Origin of the sequence: Rhizobium sp. BK619 (assembly GCF_014195245.1) — a bacterium.
Lineage (GTDB): Bacteria > Pseudomonadota > Alphaproteobacteria > Rhizobiales > Rhizobiaceae > Rhizobium > Rhizobium acidisoli.
In genome coordinates this window covers 246,443-271,042 of the sequence record NZ_JACIBH010000010.1, presented here as the reverse complement: position 1 = coordinate 271,042, position 24,600 = coordinate 246,443, and the positions used below count along the sequence as shown (strand labels likewise).

The window sequence follows — 24,600 nt, the reverse complement described above, 5'->3', positions numbered from 1 at the left end:
TTCACTGTCCTAACCGTTCGAGAAGGTCGGGAACATGGACCTGGTCGGTCTTGTAGTTGCCGGTCAGCATGTACATCATGATGTTGACGCCGGCACGGTAGGCATATTCGCGCTGCGCTTCATCGGACGGCACGGTCGGCAGCATCGGCACGCCGTTGTCGTCGACTGCCCAGGCGCCGGCGAAATCATTGCCGGTAATCAGGATCGGCGAAACGCCGTCGGCCGTCGCAGCCGATTTTTCGGTCGCCTCGCGGCCGCCCTGCCGGGCCTCGATCCAAAGCGGGCTGCCGGTGTAGCGGCCGGGAAAGCTCGACAGGAGATAGAAGGATTTCGTCAGCACGTGATCTGACGGCACCGGTTCCAGCGGCGGAATGTCGAGATTGGCGAGAATTTCCTGCAGCCTCTGGCCGTTGGCGCTGATATTGCCGCCATTGTCCAGGGCGCTGATCTGATCGCGCGTATCGAAAAGCACGGTGCCGCCATTGCGCATATAGGCGTCGATACGGCTGATCGCCGCTGACGGCGGCATCGGCGCCGTTGCCGAAACCGGCCAGTAGATGATCGGATAGAAGGCGAGCTCGTCTTTGGTGAGGTCGATGCCGACGGGCGGCGCCGGCTCCAGCGTCGTGCGGAATGTCAGGAACTGGGTAAGGCCCTCGAGTCCGCGCTCGGATATGTCGTCCACGTCCCGTTCGCCGGTGACGACATAGGCGAGATGCGTGTTGTCGAGCCTCTGCAAGATGAGGTCGTCGCCGGGCTGGGAGTCGTCGGCGTGAAGCATGCCGGGTTGCATGAGAAAGCCGGCACTGAGCGCAATGGCGATCATGGCCGCTGTGCGGGCAGCCGGGCGCAATCGTGAGAACGCGCCGTTCATGAAGAGGACGACCAGGCTGTCGGCCAGCAGCAGCAGAAAGGCTGCGAGAAAAAGCGCGGGCTTTGCCGACCAGCTTTCGCCGCCGATCAGGCCTTCGCGCACGGCATTGGTCCCGGCTGTGTCGAGTGGCGTCAGTTCGGCGTCCTCAGGCAATACGTTCAGGGAGGTGAAACCGTCTTCCGAACCGTAGAGCCCGGGCGGGTTGTCGAAATTCGCCGTCGGTTCGGCTCCGGCCTGCGGAATGAGGGGCCGCGCCGCCCCCGTCTCGGAGACGAGCGTGCCCTTGGCCGTCAGCATCCGGAATGGCGGCAGGGTTTCGGAGACACGCGCATTGCCGCGCGCCTCCGACGTGACGCCGCCCGAGCGCGATATTTGCAGGAGGTGGCGCAGCATGTCGACGAAAGTGCCCGAGATCGGCAGATCGGACCAGGTCGCTTCCGCGGTGACATGAAACAGGACGATCTGCCCGGATGCGAGTTGCTTCATCGTCACCAGCGGCGTGCCGTCAGCCAGGCTCGCCCAGGTGCGTTCGGCAAGATCGGGCGTCGGTTCGGCAAGCACCTGCCGCTTGATGACGACATCGGCGGGACGCGCTATGCCGGCGAAAGGCCCGAAACTTGGAAATTCGGCGAGCGACTGCGGTTCGCTCCAGGACAATGTGCCGCCCAGCGCCCGTTCTCCCTGGCGCAGGATGACGGGGATCAGCGGATCGTCCGCAGGGGCTGCGGCCATGCGCGGACCGGCGAAACGCAGCAGCATGCCGCCATTCGATATCCAGCGCGTCAGCGGTTCGTAGGTGTCTTCAGGCAGGCGACCGATATCGGCCATGATGATGATGGAGGGATTGCTGGCGAGAAGTTTCGGTATGGCGACCGAAAGATCGGAATCGCTCGGCTGGATCAGATCCGCATAGGGCTGCAGCGCCCGCTGGATATAATAGAGGGGTGAGAGTAGCGGCTGAAACTCATCTCCTCCTTCACCTGATAGCAAGACGACGCGGCGGCGCTTGAATGCGTCGTCGAGAAGGTGGACGGCGCCGGCCGTTGCGCCGTTATCGACGCTGACGCGGGCGAAATCGTTGCGCATTTCGAACGGGGCGGTGATCGAACTCGTCGCCACGCTCTGGCCGGGGCGGAAATCCACCCTGCCGTTGGCAATCGAGCGCCCCTGGGTATCGACCGCGTTCAGCGCCACGGATGCGGCGCGCGAACTGTTGAGCCGTGTGACCTTGACGGTCATGGCATCGGCCGCATTGTTGGCCGCGGTGATGGCGACCGTCCGTTCGGCATCGCCCTCGATCAGGCGGAGATCGGCGGGCTGGAGTTCAGCCAGCCTTTGCACCGTCGCGTCGTCGGCCTTGGCGGCGGCCCCGTCGGTCAGGAAGGCGAGGGTGCCGGGCTTGACGCCGTTCAACGCGGCGCGCAGCGCCTGGAAGGCGCGCTCGCGGTCCGGCACCAGCGGTCGCGGCTCGGCCGCGCGCAGCTTGTCGCGGGCGGCCGCGGCGGTGCCTGGAACGGCGTTGTTGGTCGGATCGGCGGTGAAGGCGATCGACACGGGTGTGCCGGCGGATTCGGCGTCGTCTATCAACGCGTCTGCCGTCTGGATGCGGCGCTCCCAGTCTGGGGCTGCCGCCCAGCTGTTGTCGACTAAGAGGACAAGCGGGCCGCCGGATGCAAGCGAACTGGTGCGCGGATTGAAGACCGGATCGGCGATCGCAAGAATGACGGTGGCGGCAAGCAGCATGCGCAGCAGCGTCAGCCACCAGGGACTTTGCGCCGGCGTCTCCTCGCGCTTCAAGACGGAGGCGAGGATTTTCAGCGGTGGGAAGACCTCGGTCTTCGGGCGCGGCGGCGTCAGCCGCAGCAGCCACCAGATGACCGGCAGGGCGACGAGCGCGCCCAGAATGGCGGGATAGGCGAAAGCGAAGGGAAGGGCGTTCACAGCTGCCCTCCATGCGTTGCCTTGGCCGGCATGCCGGACAGGTACATGTGCACCGCGACCAGCGCCTCCGAGGCGAGATGATCGGTGCGGTGTGTCGCAAAGGTCCAGCCGAGATGGCGCAGCGACTGGCCGAGGCTGTCCCTGCGGGCGAGGTAGGCGTTGCGATAGGCCTCGCGGATGTGTTCGGCGCGTCCGGAGATAAGCTTGGCGCCGCTCTCCGGATCGGTGAATTCGGTGCGGCCGCTATAGGGGAATATTTCCTCGGCGGGATCTGATATCTCGACCACGTGGCCGCGCAGGCCGCGGCGGGCAAGTGGGCCAAGGCGTTCCATGATCGCCGGCGCATCATCGAGGAAATCGCCGATGAGGACGAGGTCGCTCCAGCCGCGGATCATCGCCGTTTCCGGCAGACCGCCGGTCAGCGGCGTGTGCATGAGCGCGGCCGCAAGGCGCTCGGCGGCATTGCGGGTGGAGGCGGGATCCATGATGCCCGGGCAGCCGATGCGCTCGCCGGAGCGGGCGAGGATCTCGGCCAGCGCCAGCATGATGACCAGCGCGCGGCTTTCCTTGGAGACGCTGCCGTAGCTCGACTTGTACATCATCGAGGGCGACATGTCGCACCAGAGCCAGATCGTATGGGCCGCCTCCCATTCGCGCTCGCGCACATAGGTATGGTCGTCGCGGGCGGAGCGGCGCCAATCGATGCGCGACAGGCTTTCGCCCTCGGCATAGGGACGGAACTGCCAGAAATTTTCGCCGATGCCGCGCTTGCGGCGGCCATGCCAGCCGGCGATCACCGTGTTGGCGATGCGCTTGGCTTCCACCAGGCAATCCGGCACCAGGGCGGCCCGCTGCCTGGCGCGGGAAAGGGCATCGCTGCCTGACGTCGGATTGACGATCTGTCCGATAGATGCCACGCGTCCGGCTTCCTTATCCCTTTGCCTGCTTGACCAGTCCGGCGATGACGTCGCGCACCGACATGCCTTCGGCGCGGGCGGCAAATGTCAGCGCCATACGGTGCTGGAGAATGGGTTCGGCCAGCGCAAAAATATCGTCGAGCGAGGGCGCCAGGCGGCCTTCATAGAGCGCCCTGGCACGTGCGCAGAGCATCATCGCTTGGCCGGCGCGGGGCCCCGGACCCCAGGCGACGTTCTTGTCGGTCGAGGCATTGCCTTGGCCGGGGCGGGCGGACCGCACCAGCGCCAGGATGGCGTCGACGACCGTGTCGCTCACCGGCATCTGACGCACCAGCGTCTGGATCTCGATCAGCCGCTGGGCGTCGATGACGGCTGCCGGCCGGGTTTCCCCCAGACCTGTCGTCTCGAGCAGGATCTGGCGTTCGGCGGCGAGCTCGGGATAGTTGACGTCGACCTGCAGCAGAAAACGGTCGAGCTGGGCTTCGGGCAGGGGATAGGTGCCTTCCTGCTCGAGCGGGTTCTGGGTGGCGAGCACATGGAAGGGCGCCGGCAGGTCATAACGCTGGCCGGCGATGGTGATGTGATATTCCTGCATGGCTTGCAGAAGCGCCGACTGGGTCCGCGGTGAGGCGCGGTTGATCTCGTCGGCCATCAGCAGCTGGGCGAAGACAGGACCCTTGACGAAGCGGAAAGACCGGCGTCCACTGTCGTCCTGATCCATCACCTCGGAGCCGAGAATATCCGAGGGCATCAGGTCGGGCGTGAACTGGATGCGGTTGGCGGCGAGGCCGAGGACTTCGCCGAGCGTCGTCACCAGTCTGGTCTTGGCAAGGCCGGGAACGCCGACAAGCAGGGCATGACCGCCTGAGAGCACGGCAAGAATGGTGTTCTCGACGACGCTTTCTTGACCGAAGATCACCTTCGAGACCTCTCCGCGGATGGCGGCGATATCGGAGAGCGCCTTTTCGGCGGCGGCGACGATCGCCTTTTCATCGAGGCTGGCTTCGGTCTTCATCATACCCATGAGCATCTCCAACGGCTGAAATCATTCGGCAGCGAATCGGCGGACTTATACATGTGCCTCATACCCGATAGAGTTATGGAGATGTGACGGGCTGACAAGTTCGTTGCGAATGACTATCTCGTGACATCACTTCGTTAAGGACAAACCGGGACGGAAGAATGGCAGCCGAGGAAATCAGCGGACAGGCGGATGCGGCAGGACTTGCCGCCATGATTTCGCGCGCGTCTGAGGAAAGCGGCGGAAAAAAACGCGGCTTACCGCCGGTCGAGCGGTGGAATCCGCCTTTCTGCGGCGATATCGATATGGAGATCAGGGCCGACGGCACCTGGTTCTATATGGGCACGCCGATCGGCCGGCCGGCGCTGGTGCGGCTGTTTTCGACGGTTTTGCGCAAGGACGAGGATGAGAAGACCTATCTTGTAACTCCTGTGGAAAAGGTCGGGATCAGGGTCGCCGACGCTCCGTTCATTGCCGTGGAGATGAGTGTGACGGAGGGGCAAGGTAAACAGGTGCTGACATTGCGTACCAATGTCGGCGATGTCGTGGAGGTGGGAGGAGAGCATCGGCTGCGCTTTGCCATTGCGGACGGCAATGCCGAACTGAAACCCTATCTGCATGTGCGCGGGCGGCTGGAGGCGCTGGTGTCGCGTGCGGTGATGTATGAACTGGTCGCGCTTGGCGAGATCCTCGAGGTGCAGGGACGGGCGATGTTTGCGATCCGCTCCGCCGGCGAGGTTTTTCCTGTCATGCCGGCCGACGAACTGGATGCTCTTTGCCGATGAATGATGCGATCACCCACCGTTATCCGCTGTTCTCCGCAGCCGAATTCCGCCGCCGCGCGCTCAACCAGAATGGCGGGCCGGTCGACCATGCCTGGCGCGATCACGGCGACCATGTCCTCAATCCCGATATCGTCGCCGAGGTCGAGACCTTCAAGCTGCGCGACGCCGCCGTGCTCGTGCCCGTCGTCGATGCCGGCGACGAAGCGCATGTGATCTTTACCAAGCGCACGGCGACGCTGCGCAAACATTCCGGGCAGATCGCCTTTCCCGGCGGCTCGATCGATCCCGCCGATATTTCACCGGAGATGGCGGCGATCCGCGAGACGGAGGAGGAGATCGGTCTTTCCGGCTCCTTCGTCGAGACCGTCGGGCGGCTGCCGAATTACCTTGCCTCGACCGGCTTCCGCATCACGCCGGTGCTCGGCGTCGTCTCGCCGGGCTTCGCGCTGACGCTGAACCCGGCCGAGGTGGCCGACGTGTTCGAGGTGCCGCTTTCCTTCCTGATGAACCCTGCCAATCACGCCCGCGACAGGCGCGTCATCGACGGCATCGACCGGCATTTCTACCGGATGCCCTATGAAACCAGAATGATCTGGGGCATCACCGCCGGCATCGTCCGCACGCTTTACGAAAGGCTTTATGCATGACCGGTCTTGCCGACCAAGCATGGTTCCGCGACCCGGCGCTCGGCCGGATCCTGGAACTTCTGAATGCCGATGGCGGGGCCGATGGTGGCGGGGAGGCGCGGGTGGTCGGCGGCGCGGTGCGCAACAGCCTGATGGACCTGCCGGTCAGCGATATCGACATCGCTACCACGCTCAGGCCGGAGGCGGTGATGGAGAAGGCGGCTGCGGCCGGCATCAAGGCGGTGCCGACAGGCCTGCAGCACGGCACGGTGACGCTTGTCATCGATGGCAAGCCTTTCGAAGTGACGACGCTTCGCACCGATGTCGAGACCGACGGCCGCCATGCCAAGGTTGCCTTCAGCACTGATTGGAAGGCGGATGCCGAGCGGCGGGATCTGACCATGAATGCGCTTTATGCGGATGCCAATGGCGAGGTGGTGGATCTGGTCGGCGGGCTTGCCGATATCGAGAGGCGCAACATCCGCTTCATCGGTGATGCGGCCAAGCGTATTGCCGAAGATCATTTGCGCATCCTGCGCTTTTTCCGCTTCTTTGCCTATTACGGCTCCGGACGGCCGGATGCCGAGGGGCTGAAGGCGTGTTCGGCGGCACGTGCGAAATTGAAGACGCTGTCGGCGGAGCGTGTCTGGTCGGAGCTGCGCAAGCTGCTGAGTGCTGCCGATCCCGGCCGGGCGCTGCTCTGGATGCGGCAGGTGGCGGTGCTGACGGAAATCCTGCCGGAATCGGAACGATGGGGGATCGATGCGATCCCTTCGCTGGTTGCCACCGAAAAGGCGCTCGGCTGGGCGCCCGATCCGCTGCTGCGGCTTGCGGCGATCGTGCCGCCCGATGCGGCGCGGCTGGAGGCGCTGGCAGCCCGACTCAAGCTTGCGAACGCGGAAGCGGCTTTCCTCAAGGCCTGGGCAATGGCAGCCCCCGTCAATGACGACATGTCGTCGGCCGCCTTCGAACGGCTGCTTTACCGCAACGGCGCCGATGGCATCACGACGCGGCTGAAGCTGGCGCTCGGCGTTGCGCGTGGCAAGGCTGAAGGGGATTTCGACGAAATGGCGCGGTCGGCCCGGCTTACCAAGCTCCTGGATCAGGCCGCGAACTGGGAGAAACCGCAATTTCCGCTGAACGGCGGCGACGTGATGTCTATGGGAATTCCGTCCGGCCCGCGTGTCGGCGAGCTGCTAGCCGGCCTGGAAAACCAGTGGGTGGAGGAAAATTTCGTTTCCGACCGGGCGGCGCTGCTCGCCCGGCTGCAGGAACGGGTGCAATGATCAGGCTGCGTTGACCTCGTCTCGGATGCGAGACTTGATATTATCCACCATGTTCTCGCGAATCGTGGTTTCGCCGTGAGCGTTTTTCAGGTGCTCGACGGCGCGGCGAACCACCTCGGCGTCGCTATCCGCCCGTGTATGCCAGGCGCAGCCTGGGACGAGAGTGCCGCATTCGAAAAGTCGCATGGTCTTCTCCTCTGTTTAAAACACAAAGACGATCGCGATCTGACGCGATTTATGAATGTGCGGGGGGAGGGAAGGTTCCGGCCGGCATCGGTATGCCGGCCAGTAAAGGCCGTTTCAGTCGGGCATCGCCCAGGCTTTGTAGGTATCTGAGAGATGGCCGGGCATGTTGCTGTTGGCGGCCGCTGCTTCGTTCTGCAGCTGTTCCGGCGACTTTCCGCCGGCCAGTTGCAGCTTGACCTGCTCGATGAAGCAGGACAGCGGCAGATCCGAGCCGCTCTTGGCCCGCAGTTTCTCAGCGATGCGTGTCAGAAACTCGGATGTGTCGATTGTGCGGGATGTTTCCTGGACATCCGTGGACGCAGGCGAACCACTTTGTATCGTCATGACAATCCTCCTCCGATTGTTACGCACATACATATAAAGTTAGGACGCGCTTAATTTTCGTGAAGGTCAATCAACTCGAATTTATCGACGAGTTATCACAGTCTCATGGCCAGCGGACGACAGGGGGCAGGGACGAAAGAATGGATTCAACGTTGCCGCCGGTCTTCAGGCCGAAGATCGTACCGCGATCATACAGCAAATTGAATTCGACGTAGCGGCCTCGGCGGATCAATTGTTCGTCGCGATCGGCCTCTGTCCACAACTTATTGAAGTTGGATCGGACGATTTTCGGATAGACCATGGAAAAGGCCCGGCCGACATCGCGAGTGAAGGCGAAATCGGCGTCCCAGCCGCCGGCATCCTCGTTCGAATGCAGCCAGTCATAGAAAATGCCGCCAATGCCGCGGGCCTCGTTGCGGTGCTTCAGGAAGAAATAGTCGTCGCACCAGGCTTTGTAGGCATCGTAATCGGCGACGGCATGATTGCGGCAGGCGATCTCCATCGCCTTGTGGAAGAGCTGGCTGTCCTCGTCCTCCTGGGTGCGGCGGCGCGACAGCACCGGCGTCAGGTCGGCGCCACCGCCGAACCAGCGGCTTGATGTGACCACCATGCGGGTGTTCATGTGCACAGCGGGGACGTTGGGGTTGACGGGATGGGCGATCAGCGAAATGCCCGAGGCCCAGAAGCGCGGATCGTCCTTGGCGCCGGGTATCTGCGCCCGGAAGTCCGGGGAGAATTCGCCATGGACGGTGGAGGTGTGGACGCCGACCTTCTCGAAGACCCGGCCTTCCATCATCGACATGCGGCCACCGCCGCCGGCGCCGTTTTCGCGCGACCAGTCCTTGGCGACGAAACGGCCGGGCTCCTGATCGGAGAGCGGGCCCTCCAACTCGTCTTCGAGGGCTTCAAAGGAGGCGCAGATCGTATCGCGCAGTCCTTCGAACCAGCTGCGGGCGGCGGCCTTCTTCTCTTCGATGTCCTCAGGCAAGCCGATCGGCAGTTCCGGTCTTTCCATGTCGCGCCTCCGGCGGTCGGCATCATCATAGGAAGCGACTCGCTCATTCTCGATTATCCGCCCCGTTTAGCAGGTGGCGCCGCATCTCGCCAAGCCGAGGCAGCACGCCCAAGCCTTCCAAGATTCGACTCGCAAATCCCGAATTTCGATACTACCTTTTTGGAAGAGGTAGGTTTGATGAAAAAAGTTCCAGGGCCTCCGTCTTTCGACGGCCTGAAGCGCAGGATAGCAAGACATCGGGCGGAAACGTCCTCCCGCCGGAAAGACCATTTCGTGCGTGAGACATATTGCCTCGGCCTGATCGACGCACGCGCCAAGGCGCGCGAATGGTTCGACGAATATCCGAAAGCCGCCTACTGGACAGAGGTGGAGAGCTGGCGTCAGCTCGACGGCGACCAGATCGAATTCACCATGCGCCGCCTGCCTTCGGCCGATTGACCGTCACTCCGCCGCGGGTCGCACGCGGCTTTCGATCAGTAGGCCGCTCTCGTCCATGATCGGATGCGCCACCGAGACGATATGGGCATTGATGCGCTTCAGGTCGCGCAGCATGTCGAGATGCAGCGAACTCGTCTGCAGGCTGTCGGCGCGGCCGTCGCGCAGGCGTTCGAGATGGCGCTCGGCCGACTGCTTCTCCATCCGCCGCACTTCGACCTTTACCTCCATCATCTGCCGCGCCAGATTGAAATCGCGGGTGACGAAGATCGTCTGGGCGACGCGCAGATTGTCGATCGTCAGATCGAATAGCTTTCGCAGTTCCTGATGGCCGTCGTCGGAAAATTTCAGACCGAGCGAGATCTTCTTCGCCACCTCTTCCCGCAAGCCTTTCTCGATGATGTCGCCCATATGTTCGAGATTGATCGCATAGTCGATGACGACGATCGAGCGACGGGCGTTTTCGTCGCTGAGCCCCTCGCGGCCGAGCTTCGAGAGATAGATCTTCACCGCCTGCTGCAGTCGGTCGACGCGCTCTTCGAGCGCCGGGATTTCGGCAAGTTTGCCGGCATCATTCTTTTCGAAGGCTTCCGAGACCCTGACCAGCATGCGCTCGATGAGGTCGCCGACGCCGAGCACTTCGCGGGTGGCGCTCGTCAGGGCGATGACGGGCGTCGAAAGCTCCTGCGCATCGAGATATTTCGGGGCGTTGTCAGGCTCCGGCTGATCCGGCACCAGCCGAGCCATCAGGGTGGCGAGCGGCCGGGAAAAAGGCCAGGCGAGGGCTGCGAGCAGAAGATTGAAAGCGAGATGCGCGTCGACCGGCAGCTTGGCCGGGCCGAAGGGCAGCATCTGGATGAGTTCGGCGCCATAGCCCGCCAGCGGCAGAGCGATGAAGCAGCCGAGCGCGCGCACCGCGAGATTGCCGAGGGTGACGCGCCGCGCCGACACCGGGCCGGACAATGTCGCGATAACCGGCGGGATCGCACCGCCGAGGTTGGCGCCGAGCACGAGCACGATGACGAGTTCAGCCGAGACGAGGCCTGCTGAGGCGAGCGACAGGATCAGCACCACCACTGCCAAGCTCGACGAGGAGAGGAAGGCAAGGGCCGCTGAGAAGAGCAGCGCCACGGGCAGCGCGCCGTTCAGCAGGCCGATGAAGGCGGCGAGAGCGGGGGAGGCGCGCATCGGTTCCGTCGCAAGACCGAGCAGATGCAGCGACAGCAGCATCAGCCCGATGCCGATCAGCGCTGCGCCGCCGCCCTGGCGGGCGCTGGAGCGGCCGCGGTAAAGCACGATGCCGGCGAGGATCAGGAGGGGAGAGAGCCATTCGATGCCGGTAGCGACGATCCAGGCGGTGATCGCAGTGCCGACATTGGCGCCGAGCAGGACGATCTGCGCCATGCGCGGCCTGATCAGCTCGCGTTCGACGAAGGACGCGGTCATCAGCGCAGTCGCCGTGGAGCTCTGCAGTGCAATGGTCGCGACGAGACCGGACAGGAAGGAACGGAAACTGCCACGCGTGCCGGTCGCCAACCCTGTTCTCAGCCGTGCGCCAAAGGCCCTGGACACACCGTCCTTCACCTGCGCTAGGCCGAACAGCAGCAAGGCCACGGCACCGAACAGGTTGATCATGATAATTGTGGAATCCATTTTCTTGTTTTTATTCTTCCTTCCAAAGAGGCGAAGCTAACGAGATCTGGACTGTTCCAAGCGATTGGAATCGTAGGAGCAATGCGATCTTTTTGATTGCCCGGCTAATAAATATACGCCGCTTTGGCGGATTGGCAACGTCGTTTTGCGACATATTCGGGAGCCGATAGTGGTGGCGTCGAGCCGATATCGATTATGCCCAGACCGTCTGGCGCATCGCTTCGCCGACGATCATGGCAGCCGAGACGGCGACGTTGATCGAACGCTGGCCGTCGACCATCGGGATCAGGATGCGGGCATCGGCTCTCTCGTGTACATGATCCGGCACACCGGCGCTTTCGCGCCCGAAAAGCAGAATATCGTCCGAACGGAAGACCAGATCGGTATAGCGATCGGCCGCCTTGGTCGAGGCCAGGATCAGGCGGCGGCCGGTCGTGGCGCGCCACGCCTCGAAACGGTCCCAGTTGACATGGCGGGTCAGCGCGGCGGCGGCGATATAATCCATGCCGGATCGTTTCAGGTTGCGATCGGAAACGTCGAAGCCGGCGGGCTCGATCAGATCGACCGCAAAGCCGAGGCAGGCGGCAAGACGCAGGATCGTGCCGGTATTGCCCGGAATATCCGGCTGGTAGAGTGCCAATCTGAGGTCGGTCATCACACGCCGCTTATTTCGCTGAACGGACAAGACCTAAAGCAACTGCCATTTCGCCGCAACAGGGCGCGTTTTGGCCGAGAAACGTTCAATTTACGCCATTATAGGGCTGGAAATTTCGCGATTTTCGCGTTATCCCTGCACATCTTCAATCGCCAGCAGGGAGGGCCGTCATGAATATTTTGCTCGATATGCGCTTTCCCGCCGTGATGCCGATTAGGGCGACATGGCGCCGCTAGAGCGCTTTTCTTCTTGAATCCCCTTTTTGATCCATTGTGCGGCTGCTTCAGCCTCGCCCCTTGAACGTTCGGTTCCCATATGTGCTTGCGTGGCGCTGGGATGGCGCGAAGCCGGGAGCCGAAACGCTGACGTTTCGGAGCAATTTCATGTTTGGCTGGTTCGAACAGCGACTCAATCCCTTTCCGAGCGAGGAGCCCGTTGCTCCGCCGAAGGGTCTCTTTGCCTTTTGCTGGCACTACAGCAAGCCGGCAGCGCCCTGGCTCTGCCTGATGGCCGTGCTGACGGCGCTGATCGCCGTCGGCGAAGTGGCGCTCTTCCAGTTCCTCGGCGATATCGTCGACTGGCTGACCAATGCCGACCGCGCCACCTTCCTGCAGACGGAAGGCCACAAGCTTTTCTGGATGGCGGCGCTGGTGCTGATCGGCCTGCCTCTGACGGCGGGCCTCGATTCCCTCATCATGCACCAGATGCTGCTCGGCAATTATCCGATGAGCGCCCGCTGGCAGATGCATCGCTTCCTGCTGCGCCACAGCATGACCTTCTTCGCCAATGAGTTTGCCGGGCGTGTGGCGACCAAGGTGATGCAGACCTCGCTCGCGGTGCGTGAGACGGTGATGAAGATACTCGACGTCTTCGTCTATGTCGTGACGTACTTCCTGACGATGATCATCGTTATCGCGGCTGCCGATTGGCGGCTGATGATCCCGATCCTCGTCTGGCTCTCCGTCTATATCGGCATCGTCTCCTATTTCGTGCCCCGGCTTCGCAAGATCGCTGCGGCGCAGGCTGATGCACGCTCGATGATGACGGGGCGCGTGGTCGACAGCTATACGAATATCGCCACCGTCAAGCTGTTTTCACATGCCGGCCGCGAGGAGGTCTATGCCAAGGAAGGCATGGACGAGTTCCTGCAGACAGTGCACAAGCAGATGCGCAAGGTGACGCTCTTCCACATCAGCGTCTACCTGAACAACTGCGTTGCGCTGTTCGTGGTCTCGGGCATGTCGATCTGGTTCTGGCTGAACGGGGCGATCTCGGTCGGCGCGATCGCCATCGCCATCGGCCTTGCAATGCGCGTAAACGGCATGTCGCAATGGATCATGTGGGAAGTCTCGGCGCTGTTCGAGAATATCGGCACGGTCTATGACGGCATGGAGATGATGAGCAAACAGCACGATATCGTCGACAAGCCGGACGCCCCCTCGATGACGGCGAAGAAGGGCGCGATCCACTACGACCGCATCCGCTTCCACTATGGCAAGAGCAAGGGTGTGATCGACAACCTGTCGCTCGACATCAAGGCGGGCGAGAAGGTCGGCCTCGTCGGCCGCTCCGGCGCCGGCAAGACGACGCTGATGAACCTGCTGCTGCGCTTCTACGACCTGGAAGGCGGCCGCATCACCATCGACGGGCAGGACATCGCCGGCGTCTCGCAGGAAAGCCTGCGCTCGCTGATCGGCGTGGTGACGCAGGACACGTCGCTGCTGCATCGCTCGATCCGCGACAACATCGCCTATGGCCGTCCCGACGCCTCGGATGCCGACATCATCGAGGCTGCCAAGCGTGCGAATGCCTGGGAATTTGTCGAAGGGTTGGTCGACATGCAGGGTCGCCAAGGGCTCGATGCGCAGGTCGGCGAACGCGGCGTCAAGCTCTCCGGCGGTCAGCGGCAGCGCATCGCGATCGCCCGCGTCTTCCTGAAGGACGCGCCGATCCTGGTGCTCGACGAGGCAACCTCGGCGCTCGATTCGGAGGTCGAGGCGGCGATCCAGGAAAACCTCTTCGCCCTGATGGAGGGCAAGACGGTGATCGCGATCGCCCACCGGCTGTCGACGCTGACGGAGATGGACCGACTGATCGTGCTCGACAAGGGCCGGATCATCGAGGCCGGCTCGCACAGCGAACTGATCGGGAGCGGCGGCATCTACGCCGACCTCTGGAACCGCCAGTCCGGCGGCTTCCTCTCCGATCACGCCGAGGAAGCGGAAGTGGCGGCGGAATGATAAAAGGCCCTCCCGGCGGAAGCGGGGAGGGCCTTTATTCCTATCCTGGCTTTACATTGTGCCTGCCAGCGGTGCTGAGGACTGCTGGCGGCCGCGCCTATTTATTCAGAGACTGTCGGCCCAGTCGATCACGCGATCATGTTCGACGAGGATGATGGTGTTGGCGGCGGCGAGTGTGCGCAGCGTGGCGATGCGGCGGCGCTCCTCCTGGTCGAGCCAGGCGGTAACGGCCTCAGTGACGATTTCGTCGCGCGGCAATGCCAGGTCGAGAGCCAGGGCATCCAGCCTTTCCGCGAGCGGAAGCGGAATATGCGCATCGAGCATTTTCGTTTCCATGGGCCTTCTCTCCGGTGAAGCGCGATCGTATCGTCAGATTGTGACCGGTTCGGGGGTAATCAATGGCGATGCCGCCGATGTTATCGATCATTACCAAAATATAAGGTTGAGTCCGCTTTTCATTCCCTTTGCCGCTCCTCCCAATCCGCCTATATCGCTTCCATGTTCCTGCGCCCCATCCTTCGCCTGTTCGAAACCTGGATCGATCCGTTCCGTCCGCGCGCCAATCTTCAGCCGCCGGGCTCGACGCTCGGATTCATCCGGTTCTATGTCGGCCAGGCGAAGATGCCCTTCGTCGCCATGCTCGTTCTCGGCGGCACATCGGCGGCAATCGAGGCGGCACTTTTCTGGTTCGTCGGCCGGCTGGTCGATATCCTCGGCAGTATCACGCCCGGCGCCGGCTGGAGCGGTCTTCTGGCGGCCCATGGCGGCGAACTGTTCGGCATGCTCGCTCTCATCGGGCTCGTGCGTTTCGTCGTCGCCTTCCTGATCGCGCTCGTCGATCAGCAGGTGATCACGCCGGGCTTCTATAATCTAGCACGTTGGCAATCCTATCTCCATGTCTCGAGGCAGTCTTTATCGTTCTTCCAGAGCGATTTCTCCGGGCGCATCGTTACCAAGGTCTGGTCGGCCGGGCAGGCGACCGGGGATCTCGTCACCTCGCTGATGGAAAGCGTCTGGTTCGTCGGCATTTATGCGGTGACGACGCTCGTGCTTGTTGCCCGGCTGGACTTTTCCCTTGCCGCAGTCGTGTTGTTCTGGCTTGGCGCCTTCAGCCTGCTTGCCCGCCACTTCGTTCCAAGGATCCGCCAGCATTCCCGCGAAACGGCGGAGGCCGGATCGATGCTGAACGGGCGGATGGTCGATTCCTACAGCAATATGCAGACGCTGAAACTGTTTGCCCGCGACGAGGAAAGCGACCGCTATATGCGGCAGGGCTTCGATATCTATCAGGATACGGTGCTGCGCTTCACCCGCTTCATCACCGGCGTCAGGGCCTCCATGGCGTTGCTCTCCGGCCTGATGATCGTGACGATGGCGGGGCTGAGCGTCGATCTCTGGCTGCGCGGCATGGTGAGCTCCGGAGCCGTGGCCTTCTCGCTGGCGCTGGTGCTCAGGCTGAATTTCCTGCTCGGGCGGCTGATGACGCAGTTCAACGGCATCATGCGCAATCTCGGCACCATCCAGAACGCCGCCGAGCTGATCTCTCAACCGCTGGGGCTGGTCGATCGGCCGGATGCGAAGAGCCTGGTGATCCGCCAGCCCGGCATCCGCTTCGACAATGTTTCCTTCCGCTACGGCAAGGGTCACCTGCCGGTCGTCGAGAATTTCTCCCTGACAATCCACCCCGGCGAAAAGGTCGGGATCGTCGGCCGTTCGGGCGCGGGGAAATCGACGCTGATGAACCTGCTGCTGCGCCTCTACGACATTCAGGATGGCCGCATTCTCATCGACGGCCAGGATATTGCAGCCGTGACGCAGGAATCGCTCAGGATGCAGATCGGCGTCGTCAGCCAGGACACCTCGCTGCTGCATCGTTCGGTGCGCGATAATATCCTGTTCGGACGGCCGGATGCCGGTGAGGAGCGGTTGGTCGAGGCAGCCAGGCGCGCCGAAGCCATCGACTTCATCGAGCGCCTGCAGGATCAGCAGGGGCGCAGAGGTTTCGATGCGCATGTCGGCGAACGCGGCGTTAAACTGTCAGGCGGGCAGCGGCAGCGCATCGCCATTGCCCGCGTCATGCTGAAGGACGCGCCGATTCTCGTCCTCGACGAAGCGACGTCGGCGCTCGATTCGGAAGTGGAGGAAGCGATCCAGTCCAATCTCCACCGGATCATGGAGGGCAAGACCGTGCTTGCGATCGCCCATCGGCTGTCGACGATTGCAGCACTCGACCGGCTGATCGTCGTCGATCTCGGCCGCATCATCGAGGAGGGCAGCCACGATCAATTGCTTCGTCGCGGCGGGCTCTATGCCGAGCTCTGGGCGCGCCAGTCCGGCGGCTTCCTCGCGGCGGACGAGGATGCGGTCTCAAGGGTCGACGGCGAATTCCGCCATGAGGCCAAAATGATTTGAACCGAAGCTGTTCTCGATCCGGCGGACCGACTTCAGCCGTAGAGGCGCCCGGCTGAAGACGTGATCGATCGGAATGCCGAAGGCGCCTGCCGCGATCGGCCATGTCGCCGGCTCCAGTGAGACCGTCCCCAGACCTTGGCTGCGCATCAGATACTGCACGTCGGGCGCCAGAATCGACGTGTTGAAATCGCCGGCAAGGACGAGCGGTCCCGGCAAGGACGGAATAATATCCGCGAGGTCTTCGATTTCCAAGCCGTGGAATTCGTCGTAATAGGGCTTGGTCAGGTGCGCGGCGAGGAAATTGACCTTCTGACCGTCGAAATCGATCGTCGAGATCGTCAGCCGGTTGCGCCAGAGCAGCCCGAGGTTGCGGATGCGGGGTTCGATGAGCGGTCGCTTCGACAGCACCAGCGTGTCGCATTCCTGCATGCCGACACCGCAGCCGATGTAATAGGGGTAAGTCTTCAACAGCCGAGGCAATTCCGACAGCAGCGGCTCGGCCTCCAGGATGCTGACGACGTCGGCGCCTGAGGCGATCACCATGCCGGCGATATCGGCGCCGTTGGCGAAATTATCATTCTCGATATTGAAGGACATCAGCTTGAAGAGGGCCGGACGGCTTTGATCGACAGCCGGCTCGACGAACTCGCGCATCATCACGACGCCGTGGACGGCAAGGACCACGGATACGCCGAGCGTCAGCAGCGCATACCAGTGCCGTTTGACGAGAAGGGCTGCGACGGAGGCGGCCGCTGCAGCTGCCGCCAGATGGACCTGGAAGCTGTAGAAGAAGGAAAGCAGATAGAAATCTTTGACGTAACGCAATGAGATGATGGTGAGAACAAGGGTCGTGAGGACGCTGAATACGCAAAAAATCGTGTCTCTCATCCGCTCCGGTCCAGCTCGATGGCGTCGTTGCGACTGCGCCTATCACGGCGGCTTTTTTGTTGCAATGCAACATGGGGGCAAGCTTGTGTTTGCCTTAAAAAATTCATCGGAAATTCCCGCGACATTGTGCCCTCGTCCCCTTGCCAAGGCTGGACATAATTTGCGATCAAGCTTAGAACGCGCCGGATTGCCGGGGAATCTATGGCCGAATTGTGTCCAGATCGATTCGCCGGCAGAGGGGGCAGGGCGGAATTCCGCAATAATTGCGCAGAGGATGGTTAGGCCGTGAGCGAACACGTAACGACAAGCGAGGCTTCGACAGAGCCTACTCGCCGTGATTTCCTTTATCTCACCACTGGTATGGCGGGCGCTGTCGGCGCCGTCGCGGTTGCCTGGCCGTTCGTCGACCAGATGCGGCCGGATGCGTCGACGCTGGCACTGGCCTCCATCGAAGTCGATGTTGCGAGCCTCGAGCCCGGCATGTCACTGACGGTCAAGTGGCGCGGCAAGCCGATCTTCATTCGTAACCGTACGCCTGAAGAAGTGAAGGCCGCCGCCGATGTTCCGCTGGCGGATCTCAAGGATCCGGTCGCCCGCAATGCCAACCTGCCGCCGGAGGCTCAGGCAACGGGCGTTGACCGTTCAGGCGGCAAGGACAAAGAAAACTGGATCGTCATGGTCGGCACCTGCACTCATCTCGGCTGCGTTCCGCTCGGCCAGGCCGGCGAATATAATGGTTGGTTCTGTCCCTGCCATGGCTCGGTCTACGATACGGCCGGCCGCATCCGTAAGGGTCCTGCGCCGCAGAATCTGGCGATTCCGACCTTTTCATTTATATCCGATACCAAGATCAAGATCGGTTGAGGGGAGACTGATTAATGAGTGGCCATTCCAGCTACGAGCCATCAACCGGCCTTGAGAAATGGGTCGATGCGCGCCTGCCTTTGCCGCGCATGGTCTATGACAGCTTCATTGCATATCCGGTTCCGAGAAACCTGAACTATGCCTATACCTTCGGCGCCATGCTCGCCGTCATGCTGATCGTACAGATCCTGACAGGCGTTACGCTCGCCATGCATTATGCCGCCGACACGTCGCTGGCCTTCAACTCTGTTGAAAAGATCATGCGTGACGTCAACCACGGCTGGCTGCTGCGCTATATGCATGCCAACGGCGCTTCCTTCTTCTTCGTTGCCGTTTACCTGCACATTGCCCGCGGCCTCTATTACGGTTCCTACAAGGCGCCGCGCGAAATCCTCTGGATCCTCGGTGTCGTCATCTACCTCCTGATGATGGCGACCGGCTTCATGGGCTATGTTCTGCCCTGGGGCCAGATGTCCTTCTGGGGCGCGACCGTCATTACCGGCTTCTTCTCGGCCTTTCCGCTGGTCGGCGAATGGATCCAGCAGTTCCTGCTTGGCGGCTTCGCCGTCGATCAGCCGACGCTGAACCGCTTCTTCTCGCTGCACTACCTGCTGCCCTTCATGATCGCCGGCGTCGTCGTTCTGCACATCTGGGCGCTGCACGTCACCGGCCAGACGAACCCGACCGGCATCGAGGTCAAGACAAAGACGGACACGGTGCGTTTCACGCCTTATGCGACGATGAAGGATGCGCTCGGCGTCTCCGTCTTCCTGCTGGTCTATGCCTATTTCGTCTTCTACCTGCCGAACTTCCTCGGCCATGCCGACAACTACATCCCGGCAGACCCGTTGAAGACGCCGGCCCACATCGTTCCGGAATGGTACTTCCTGCCGTTCTACGCAATGCTGCGCTCGATCACCTTCAACGTCGGCCCGATCGACTCCAAGCTCGGCGGCGTGCTCGTCATGTTCGGCGCGATCATCGTGCTGTTCTTCCTGCCCTGGCTCGACACCTCCAAGGTCCGCTCGGCCGTCTACCGTCCCTGGTACAAGCTGTTCTTCTGGCTGTTCGTGATCAATGCGATCATCCTCGGCTGGCTCGGCTCGCAACCGGCGGAAGGCCTGTTCACCACGATTTCACAGATCTGCACGCTTCTCTACTTTGCTTTCTTCCTGGTCGCGATGCCAGTTCTCGGCTTGGTGGAAACACCGCGCCGCATCCCGAACTCGATCACCGAAGCGGTGCTCGAAAAGCGCAACAAGACAGTTGCTGCCAATGCAGCGGCCAATGCGTAAGCGAGCGGCGGAAGGAAACAGAAATATGAAAACGCTTGTTGCAAGCATTCTTTCGCTCGCAGTCGCTGCCGTTCTCGGCAGTGCAGCCTTGGCCCAGGAAGCGACGCCCGCCAATGGAGCAGCACCCGCCCATCACGAGGAAGGTGCGACGCCGCACTATCCGCTGAAGGAGCCGAAGGAGGAGGAATGGACTTTCGCCGGTCCGTTCGGCCATTACGACAAGGCCCAGCTTCAGCGCGGCCTCAAGGTCTACACCGAAGTCTGTTCCGCCTGCCATTCGATGAACCTCGTGCCTTTCCGCATGCTCGACGAGCTCGGCTATAACGAGGCGCAGGTGAAGGCTTTCGCCGCGAATTACGAAGTCCAGGACGGGCCGAATGCGGCGGGCGAGATGTTTACCCGCAAGGCGGTCCCTTCCGACCACTTCCCGGCGCCTTTCGCCAATGCGGAGGCGGCTGCTGCTTCCAACAACGGCGCGGCTCCGCCTGACTTTTCGCTGATCGCCAAGGCCCGCGAAGTCGAGCGCGGCTTCCCGCAATTCGTCTTCGACATCTTCACGCAGTATCAGGAGAACGGCCCGGATTATATCCACGCGCTGCTGACCGGCTATGAAGAGCCGCCGGCCGGCTTCCAGGTGCCGCAGGGCGGACATTACAACCCGTATTTCCATGCCGCCGCCGTCCTCGCCATGCCGAAGCCGCTATCGGACGGCCAGGTGACCTATGACGACGGCGCGCCGCAGACCGTCGACCAGTATTCCAAGGACGTCTCCTCCTTCCTGATGTGGGCTGCCGAGCCGCATCTCGAGGAGCGCAAGCGCACCGGTTTCATGGTCATGGTCTTCCTGGCGATCTTCACGGTGCTGATCTACCTGACGAAGCGCTCGGTCTACGCCAACAAGGAGCATTGAGCGCTCCTTGCCTGAATTTTGAAAGGCGGCTTGAGGGCCGCCTTTTTTGTTGGTTCCGCCCCTGGCAATTGATAGGGTGCCGCCATCCTGTTCCAAACTAATGGTTCGAGCATGATGTCGTCCGAAAACCGCTCGCACTTTTCGGCATCATGCTCTGGTTTCATGCGCTTGTAGATACGGACTTTCCATGGACAAGAATACGACTTCGGAACTCGCAGCCAGCATCCGCTCCATTCCAGACTATCCCAAGCCCGGCATCATCTTCCGCGACATCACCACGTTGCTCGGCAACCCCCGGGCGTTCCGCCGGGCCGTCGATGAGCTCGTGCAGCCCTATGCGGGTACGAAGATCGACAAGATCGCCGGCATGGAGGCACGCGGCTTCATTCTCGGCGGTGCGGTGGCGCACCAGCTTTCCTCCGGCTTCGTGCCGATCCGCAAGAAGGGCAAGCTGCCGCATGAGACCGTGCGCATCGCCTACAGCCTGGAATATGGCGTCGACGAGATGGAGATGCATCGCGATGCGGTGCAGCCCGGCGAGAAGGTGATCCTTGTCGATGACCTGATCGCCACCGGCGGTACGGCCGTGGGCGCTACCAAGCTGCTGCGACAGATCGGCGCTGAGGTGGTCGGTGCCTGCTTCGTCATCGATCTGCCGGATCTCGGCGGTCGCAAGAAGCTGGAAGAGCTCGGCGTCGTCGTGCACACACTGGTCGAATTCTCCGGGCACTAAGCCCATATCGGATGCCGGCGGCCTCAGTCGAATTCGAGCACGCCGCTTTCGAAGCGCATGACGGCTTCGCCGTTCTGATTGACGCCCTCGCAGAGAATGGTGTTGAGGTGCCAGCCCGGCCGCGATGCGAGCGGCCGGCTGGAGAGCAGGGCAACGGAGTAGGTCACGACGTCGCCCGGGAAGATCGGCCGCAGCCATTGCAGTTTCTGGAAGCCCGGCGAAGGGCCGAGGTTCGGCGCCTTCAGGCCCCTTTGCGAAAGCGCGACGCTCTGGCTTTTCCAGAAGGCGAGGAAGGTTCGCATCCAGGCGGCGGTGGTGTGCCAGCCCGAAGCGCAAAGGCCGCCGAAGAGGGTATCCTTGGCTGCTGCCTTGTCGACGTGAAAACGCTGCGGATCGTAGCGCTCGGCGAAGCGGATGATGTTTTCCTCGGTGAAGGTGTAGCTGCCGATTTCGGCCTTTTCACCGATGGGGTAAAGTTCGGACATTCTCATGCTGCAATCTCCGGGCGCATGCGGATCATGACCGAATTTTCCGAGAGGCAGACGAGTTCGCCACGCTGGTTTTCCACCTCGTGGCGGAACTTGGCGATGCCCATGCCGGGGCGCGAGCGCATCGGGCGGGCTTCAAGCACGGTCGAGTGACCCTGCAGCGTGTCCCCTGAAAGCACCGGCTTTCGCCATTCCATCAGGTCGATGCCCGGCGCGCCCTCACAGAGCGCGTTCAGGATATAGCTGTCGGCCATCATGCGCATCAGCATCGAGGAGGTATGCCAGCCGGAGGCGGCGAGACCGCCGAGGATGCTGGCGCGGCCGGCAGCCTCATCGAGATGCATCGGCTGCGGATCGAATTCCTGTGCGAATTCGATGATCTCTTCGGCGAGCACCAGCTTCGGGCCGAGGGCGAAGCGTCGACCGGGCTGGAAGTCCTCGAAGGTAAGCTTTTCTGCCGACATTTTCTCCTCCGCCATATGCAGCGCACAATGCTTACAATAGCATCTGCGCGGGCTCAATGATTCCGGGGAGATAACCGGCATGACGGAACTGAGGTCGATACTCGACGAGGCGGCGCGCCAGGGGCTGATTTCGCCGGAGGCAGGCGGACAGCTTCTGCCCTTCCTGACCGAGCGCGGCGTGGCCGTCGTCGGGCCTCAGCCTATAATCGCCGCCGAGGGAGAGGCATGGTCAGACACGGAGACGCCGCGTTTCGTGCGAGGGTTTCACGACGTGCTGATCACCATCGGCGTCGTCGTGGCGCTCATCGGTCTCTGGGGCCTTGCGCCGCTTTATGCCGTGCCGGCTGCTATCATCGTGCTTTCGGAAATCCTGGTGCGCCGCCAGCGGCTCGCTTTGCCGGCCGTCAGCCTGACGATCGCCCTGTTCTGCTGGACATTCTTGCTGATGTCCCGCGTCTTCACACCGTGGACCTCGGAAATCGGAGCAGAGTTGACGCAGTTCGTCGCCGGTTTCCCGATCCTTCTCGCCGTCTACTATGCCCGCTATCGCGTGCCCTTGTCGCTGGCGCTGGCCATCATGTCGACGCTTGCCCTGGCGCTCACCTTGCTTTTGCGCTTGGTGCAATGGCTAAGTGGCAATCCGGCATTTTTCGTCGATCATCTCGCCCTGCTGGCTGCGATCTCCCTTCTTTGCGCGCTCGGCCTCTTCGCGACGGCGCTCTATTTCGATTTCGGCGACCGGCTGCGCCGGACAACGCGCTCGGATATTGCATTCTGGCTGCATCTCGGCGCAGCGCCGGCGCTGCTCTACAGCACCGTTTCCCTCATGTCTTTCGGAGAAGGTGGTCGTATCTTCGACCTGGCAAACATGTCGGCCCGGACGCCCGTGGTCGTTGCGACGGTGGCGGCGCTGATGTTGATCGGTCTCATCATCGACCGGCGCGCCTTCGTGACCTCGGGGCTGCTGTCGCTCGGCGTTGCGATCTTCAGCGTCTTCAGGCAGGGAAGCGCCACGGTCGACACCTACATCTTCACGACGCTGATCGTCGTCGGCGCGATCGTATTGATCATCGGCACCGGTTGGATGCCGCTTCGGCGACTGGTGCTGCGCGCCCTGCCGCCGGCAATTGCAAACAGGCTGCCGCCGGGTTGAGGCGGCAGCCTGTTCGCATCAGGTATTGAAACGGAAGTGGATAACGTCGCCGTCCTGGACGACGTATTCCTTGCCTTCGTCACGCGCCTTGCCGGCATCCTTGGCGCCGACTTCGCCGTTGTACTTGATGTAATCGTCATAGGCGATGGTGTTGGCGCGGATGAAGCCGCGCTCGAAATCCGAATGGATGACGCCGGCGGCCTGCGGCGCCTTGGTACCGCGCTCGATCGTCCAGGCACGCGTTTCCTTCGGGCCGACGGTGAAATAGGTGATGAGGTGGAGCAGCTTGTATCCGGCGCGGATCAGCCGGTCGAGGCCTGCTTCGTCAAGGTCGAGGGCGGAGAGGAATTCCTTGGCCTCATCCTCGGGAAGCTGAGCGACCTCGGCCTCGATCGCCGCCGAGATGACGACGGTTTCGGCACCCTGTTCCCGAGCCATGACGGCGACGGCCTCGGTGAATTCGTTGCCGGTCGAAGCCTCGGCCTCGGCGACGTTGCAGACATAGAGCACCGGGTGCGAGGTCAGGAGATTGAGACCCTTGAGGATGGCGATTTCCTCGGCATCCAGCGTCGACAGCAGCGTGCGCACCGGCTTGCCTTCGTTGAGCAATTTCAGCGACGCTTCCATGATCGGCAGCATCGCCATCGATTCCTTGTCCTTGCTGGTCGCGCGCTTGCGCGTCTGCTCGGTGCGGCGCTCGAGGCTTTCGAGGTCGGCGAGCATCAGCTCGGTCTCGATGGTCTCGGCATCGGCGACGGGATTGATGCGGCCCTCGACATGGGTGATGTCGCTGTCTTCAAAGCAACGCAGCACATGCACGATGGCGTCGACTTCACGGATATTGGCAAGGAACTGGTTGCCGAGGCCTTCACCCTTCGAGGCGCCACGCACCAGGCCGGCGATGTCGACGAAGGAGATGCGGGTCGGGATCAGTTCTTTCGACTTGGCGATGTCGGCAAGCTTGCGCATGCGCGGATCGGGCACGGCGACTTCACCGGTGTTCGGCTCGATGGTGCAGAAGGGATAGTTCGCCGCCTGTGCGGCCGCCGTCTTGGTGAGCGCGTTGAAGAGGGTCGATTTGCCGACGTTCGGCAGACCGACGATGCCGCATTTGAAGCCCATGGCTAAAACCTGCTGTTCTTGAATTTCTTGCTGGTGCCTATGGGATAAAGGAGCAATGTGGTCAAGTCTTAGCGAGCTTTTAGCGTTGCTCACTTGCTCACGGAACGGTGGCGGCCTATTTTGGAGGGCGATTTCGGTTTCGATGCATTGCGGATTTTGTCAGATTGCTCTTGCCTGGCCGCAATAGCCGTGCCGGTCTCAAGCCAGCGGGCTTTTCCTCCTGATTGGTGGAGGCAGCGACCGTGGACCGTCG

At 62.2% G+C, this 24,600-nt stretch carries 24 protein-coding genes; 11 read left to right on the top strand and 13 right to left on the bottom strand.

What is annotated here, in order from left to right; all coding sequences use genetic code 11:
* Nucleotide 1: 1 nt before the first annotated feature.
* The 3 genes from FHX14_RS20655 to FHX14_RS20645 are packed head-to-tail and all read right to left on the bottom strand — an operon-like array spanning nucleotide 2 to nucleotide 4,756.
* The gene (locus FHX14_RS20655) at nucleotides 2–2,815 is read right to left on the bottom strand and encodes a DUF4159 domain-containing protein (protein WP_184378412.1); all 2,814 of its coding nucleotides are present in this window, start codon (nucleotides 2,813–2,815) and stop codon (nucleotides 2–4) included.
* Nucleotides 2,812–3,732 (bottom strand): DUF58 domain-containing protein, encoded by a 921-nt coding sequence (locus FHX14_RS20650; protein WP_012558517.1) that lies wholly within the window; start codon nucleotides 3,730–3,732, stop codon nucleotides 2,812–2,814. Before FHX14_RS20650 ends, FHX14_RS20655 begins: the two co-directional genes overlap by 4 nt.
* Nucleotides 3,733–3,745: 13 nt before the next feature.
* Nucleotides 3,746–4,756 carry a MoxR family ATPase gene (locus tag FHX14_RS20645; RefSeq protein WP_003593035.1) on the bottom strand — a complete coding sequence of 337 codons (1,011 nt, stop codon included), beginning with the start codon at nucleotides 4,754–4,756 and terminating at the stop codon, nucleotides 3,746–3,748.
* Nucleotides 4,757–4,914: 158 nt separating this feature from the next.
* On the opposite strand from FHX14_RS20645, the gene FHX14_RS20640 reads away from it, so the two are divergent.
* The 3 genes from FHX14_RS20640 to FHX14_RS20630 are packed head-to-tail and all read left to right on the top strand — an operon-like array spanning nucleotide 4,915 to nucleotide 7,450.
* Entirely contained in the window at nucleotides 4,915–5,538 is a 624-nt protein-coding gene (locus tag FHX14_RS20640) for a DUF1285 domain-containing protein (protein ID WP_184378410.1), read from the top strand.
* Complete coding sequence (locus tag FHX14_RS20635) at nucleotides 5,535–6,185, top strand: CoA pyrophosphatase (protein WP_184378408.1); 651 nt, start codon at nucleotides 5,535–5,537, stop codon at nucleotides 6,183–6,185. Before FHX14_RS20640 ends, FHX14_RS20635 begins: the two co-directional genes overlap by 4 nt.
* Nucleotides 6,182–7,450: a CCA tRNA nucleotidyltransferase gene (locus FHX14_RS20630; protein ID WP_184378406.1), complete on the top strand. Its 1,269-nt coding sequence runs from the start codon at nucleotides 6,182–6,184 to the stop codon at nucleotides 7,448–7,450. Before FHX14_RS20635 ends, FHX14_RS20630 begins: the two co-directional genes overlap by 4 nt.
* On the opposite strand, the gene FHX14_RS20625 is transcribed toward FHX14_RS20630, so the two are convergent.
* The 3 genes from FHX14_RS20625 to hemF form a co-directional block, all read right to left on the bottom strand.
* Nucleotides 7,451–7,636 carry a DUF1059 domain-containing protein gene (locus FHX14_RS20625; protein ID WP_003593041.1) on the bottom strand — a complete coding sequence of 62 codons (186 nt, stop codon included), beginning with the start codon at nucleotides 7,634–7,636 and terminating at the stop codon, nucleotides 7,451–7,453.
* A 114-nt stretch (nucleotides 7,637–7,750) separates the two neighbouring features.
* Nucleotides 7,751–8,020, bottom strand: coding sequence for a hypothetical protein (locus FHX14_RS20620; protein ID WP_012558513.1), 270 nt, complete (start codon nucleotides 8,018–8,020; stop codon nucleotides 7,751–7,753).
* A 103-nt stretch (nucleotides 8,021–8,123) separates the two neighbouring features.
* Nucleotides 8,124–9,035 (bottom strand): oxygen-dependent coproporphyrinogen oxidase, encoded by a 912-nt coding sequence (hemF, locus tag FHX14_RS20615; protein WP_012558512.1) that lies wholly within the window; start codon nucleotides 9,033–9,035, stop codon nucleotides 8,124–8,126.
* 177 nt (nucleotides 9,036–9,212) lie between these two features.
* Between hemF and FHX14_RS20610 the strand changes: the two genes are divergently transcribed.
* Nucleotides 9,213–9,473, top strand: a complete 261-nt coding sequence (locus FHX14_RS20610) for a hypothetical protein (RefSeq protein ID WP_003593048.1) — start codon at nucleotides 9,213–9,215, stop codon at nucleotides 9,471–9,473.
* 3 nt (nucleotides 9,474–9,476) lie between these two features.
* Here the strand turns inward: FHX14_RS20610 and FHX14_RS20605 are convergent, their stop codons facing one another.
* A complete protein-coding gene (locus FHX14_RS20605) occupies nucleotides 9,477–11,123 on the bottom strand; it encodes a Na/Pi cotransporter family protein (RefSeq protein WP_184378404.1) in 1,647 nt (548 codons plus the stop codon).
* 193 nt (nucleotides 11,124–11,316) lie between these two features.
* A complete protein-coding gene (locus tag FHX14_RS20600; RefSeq protein WP_054182565.1) occupies nucleotides 11,317–11,778 on the bottom strand; it encodes a tRNA (cytidine(34)-2'-O)-methyltransferase in 462 nt (153 codons plus the stop codon).
* A 383-nt stretch (nucleotides 11,779–12,161) separates the two neighbouring features.
* On the opposite strand from FHX14_RS20600, the gene FHX14_RS20595 reads away from it, so the two are divergent.
* A complete protein-coding gene (locus tag FHX14_RS20595) occupies nucleotides 12,162–14,018 on the top strand; it encodes an ABC transporter ATP-binding protein (RefSeq protein WP_184378402.1) in 1,857 nt (618 codons plus the stop codon).
* A 105-nt stretch (nucleotides 14,019–14,123) separates the two neighbouring features.
* Here FHX14_RS20595 and FHX14_RS20590 read toward each other — a convergent pair whose 3' ends face one another.
* Nucleotides 14,124–14,354 carry a hypothetical protein gene (locus FHX14_RS20590; RefSeq protein ID WP_003593055.1) on the bottom strand — a complete coding sequence of 77 codons (231 nt, stop codon included), beginning with the start codon at nucleotides 14,352–14,354 and terminating at the stop codon, nucleotides 14,124–14,126.
* A gap of 162 nt (nucleotides 14,355–14,516) precedes the next feature.
* Between FHX14_RS20590 and FHX14_RS20585 the strand changes: the two genes are divergently transcribed.
* Entirely contained in the window at nucleotides 14,517–16,430 is a 1,914-nt protein-coding gene (locus tag FHX14_RS20585) for an ABC transporter ATP-binding protein (protein WP_184378400.1), read from the top strand.
* Here the strand turns inward: FHX14_RS20585 and FHX14_RS20580 are convergent.
* Nucleotides 16,386–17,318 (bottom strand): endonuclease/exonuclease/phosphatase family protein, encoded by a 933-nt coding sequence (locus FHX14_RS20580; protein WP_184378398.1) that lies wholly within the window; start codon nucleotides 17,316–17,318, stop codon nucleotides 16,386–16,388. The two genes, FHX14_RS20585 and FHX14_RS20580, sit on opposite strands and share 45 nt — an antisense overlap.
* 285 nt (nucleotides 17,319–17,603) lie before the next feature.
* Between FHX14_RS20580 and petA the strand changes: the two genes are divergently transcribed.
* The 4 genes from petA (at nucleotide 17,604) to FHX14_RS20560 (ending at nucleotide 21,120) form a co-directional block, all read left to right on the top strand.
* Nucleotides 17,604–18,182 (top strand): ubiquinol-cytochrome c reductase iron-sulfur subunit, encoded by a 579-nt coding sequence (gene petA / locus FHX14_RS20575; protein WP_003593062.1) that lies wholly within the window; start codon nucleotides 17,604–17,606, stop codon nucleotides 18,180–18,182.
* 14 nt (nucleotides 18,183–18,196) lie between these two features.
* Entirely contained in the window at nucleotides 18,197–19,477 is a 1,281-nt protein-coding gene (locus tag FHX14_RS20570; protein ID WP_003593064.1) for a cytochrome b N-terminal domain-containing protein, read from the top strand.
* 25 nt (nucleotides 19,478–19,502) lie between these two features.
* Nucleotides 19,503–20,387 (top strand): cytochrome c1, encoded by an 885-nt coding sequence (locus tag FHX14_RS20565; RefSeq protein ID WP_003593065.1) that lies wholly within the window; start codon nucleotides 19,503–19,505, stop codon nucleotides 20,385–20,387.
* Between the two features lie 187 nt (nucleotides 20,388–20,574).
* A complete protein-coding gene (locus FHX14_RS20560) occupies nucleotides 20,575–21,120 on the top strand; it encodes an adenine phosphoribosyltransferase (RefSeq protein WP_003581166.1) in 546 nt (181 codons plus the stop codon).
* Between the two features lie 23 nt (nucleotides 21,121–21,143).
* On the opposite strand, the gene FHX14_RS20555 is transcribed toward FHX14_RS20560, so the two are convergent.
* Nucleotides 21,144–21,611 carry a MaoC family dehydratase gene (locus tag FHX14_RS20555; protein WP_003593068.1) on the bottom strand — a complete coding sequence of 156 codons (468 nt, stop codon included), beginning with the start codon at nucleotides 21,609–21,611 and terminating at the stop codon, nucleotides 21,144–21,146.
* Nucleotides 21,608–22,072 carry a MaoC family dehydratase gene (locus FHX14_RS20550; RefSeq protein ID WP_003593070.1) on the bottom strand — a complete coding sequence of 155 codons (465 nt, stop codon included), beginning with the start codon at nucleotides 22,070–22,072 and terminating at the stop codon, nucleotides 21,608–21,610. Before FHX14_RS20550 ends, FHX14_RS20555 begins: the two co-directional genes overlap by 4 nt.
* A gap of 79 nt (nucleotides 22,073–22,151) precedes the next feature.
* Here FHX14_RS20550 and FHX14_RS20545 point away from each other — a divergent pair, with 79 nt between their 5' ends.
* Nucleotides 22,152–23,225 (top strand): hypothetical protein, encoded by a 1,074-nt coding sequence (locus FHX14_RS20545; RefSeq protein WP_003593072.1) that lies wholly within the window; start codon nucleotides 22,152–22,154, stop codon nucleotides 23,223–23,225.
* A gap of 18 nt (nucleotides 23,226–23,243) precedes the next feature.
* On the opposite strand, the gene ychF is transcribed toward FHX14_RS20545, so the two are convergent.
* Nucleotides 23,244–24,347 carry a redox-regulated ATPase YchF gene (gene ychF / locus FHX14_RS20540; RefSeq protein ID WP_003593074.1) on the bottom strand — a complete coding sequence of 368 codons (1,104 nt, stop codon included), beginning with the start codon at nucleotides 24,345–24,347 and terminating at the stop codon, nucleotides 23,244–23,246.
* Nucleotides 24,348–24,600 lie beyond the last annotated feature (253 nt).

Excerpts from the sequence above, each read along its gene's own strand:
- FHX14_RS20550 (WP_003593070.1), bottom strand. The coding sequence starts at position 22,072 with ATGTCGGCAGAAAAGCTTACCTTCGAGGACTTCCAGCCCGGTCGACGC.
- FHX14_RS20555 (WP_003593068.1), bottom strand. The coding sequence starts at position 21,611 with ATGAGAATGTCCGAACTTTACCCCATCGGTGAAAAGGCCGAAATCGGC.
- FHX14_RS20560 (WP_003581166.1), top strand. The coding sequence starts at position 20,575 with ATGGACAAGAATACGACTTCGGAACTCGCAGCCAGCATCCGCTCCATT.
- FHX14_RS20545 (WP_003593072.1), top strand. The coding sequence starts at position 22,152 with ATGACGGAACTGAGGTCGATACTCGACGAGGCGGCGCGCCAGGGGCTG.
- FHX14_RS20620 (WP_012558513.1), bottom strand. The coding sequence starts at position 8,020 with ATGACGATACAAAGTGGTTCGCCTGCGTCCACGGATGTCCAGGAAACA.
- FHX14_RS20600 (WP_054182565.1), bottom strand. The coding sequence starts at position 11,778 with ATGACCGACCTCAGATTGGCACTCTACCAGCCGGATATTCCGGGCAAT.
- FHX14_RS20625 (WP_003593041.1), bottom strand. The coding sequence starts at position 7,636 with ATGCGACTTTTCGAATGCGGCACTCTCGTCCCAGGCTGCGCCTGGCAT.
- FHX14_RS20595 (WP_184378402.1), top strand. The coding sequence starts at position 12,162 with ATGTTTGGCTGGTTCGAACAGCGACTCAATCCCTTTCCGAGCGAGGAG.
- FHX14_RS20590 (WP_003593055.1), bottom strand. The coding sequence starts at position 14,354 with ATGGAAACGAAAATGCTCGATGCGCATATTCCGCTTCCGCTCGCGGAA.
- FHX14_RS20610 (WP_003593048.1), top strand. The coding sequence starts at position 9,213 with ATGAAAAAAGTTCCAGGGCCTCCGTCTTTCGACGGCCTGAAGCGCAGG.
- FHX14_RS20605 (WP_184378404.1), bottom strand. The coding sequence starts at position 11,123 with ATGGATTCCACAATTATCATGATCAACCTGTTCGGTGCCGTGGCCTTG.
- FHX14_RS20645 (WP_003593035.1), bottom strand. The coding sequence starts at position 4,756 with ATGGGTATGATGAAGACCGAAGCCAGCCTCGATGAAAAGGCGATCGTC.
- ychF (WP_003593074.1), bottom strand. The coding sequence starts at position 24,347 with ATGGGCTTCAAATGCGGCATCGTCGGTCTGCCGAACGTCGGCAAATCG.
- hemF (WP_012558512.1), bottom strand. The coding sequence starts at position 9,035 with ATGGAAAGACCGGAACTGCCGATCGGCTTGCCTGAGGACATCGAAGAG.
- FHX14_RS20630 (WP_184378406.1), top strand. The coding sequence starts at position 6,182 with ATGACCGGTCTTGCCGACCAAGCATGGTTCCGCGACCCGGCGCTCGGC.
- FHX14_RS20565 (WP_003593065.1), top strand. The coding sequence starts at position 19,503 with ATGAAAACGCTTGTTGCAAGCATTCTTTCGCTCGCAGTCGCTGCCGTT.
- FHX14_RS20635 (WP_184378408.1), top strand. The coding sequence starts at position 5,535 with ATGAATGATGCGATCACCCACCGTTATCCGCTGTTCTCCGCAGCCGAA.
- FHX14_RS20585 (WP_184378400.1), top strand. The coding sequence starts at position 14,517 with ATGTTCCTGCGCCCCATCCTTCGCCTGTTCGAAACCTGGATCGATCCG.
- FHX14_RS20570 (WP_003593064.1), top strand. The coding sequence starts at position 18,197 with ATGAGTGGCCATTCCAGCTACGAGCCATCAACCGGCCTTGAGAAATGG.
- FHX14_RS20640 (WP_184378410.1), top strand. The coding sequence starts at position 4,915 with ATGGCAGCCGAGGAAATCAGCGGACAGGCGGATGCGGCAGGACTTGCC.
- FHX14_RS20580 (WP_184378398.1), bottom strand. The coding sequence starts at position 17,318 with ATGAGAGACACGATTTTTTGCGTATTCAGCGTCCTCACGACCCTTGTT.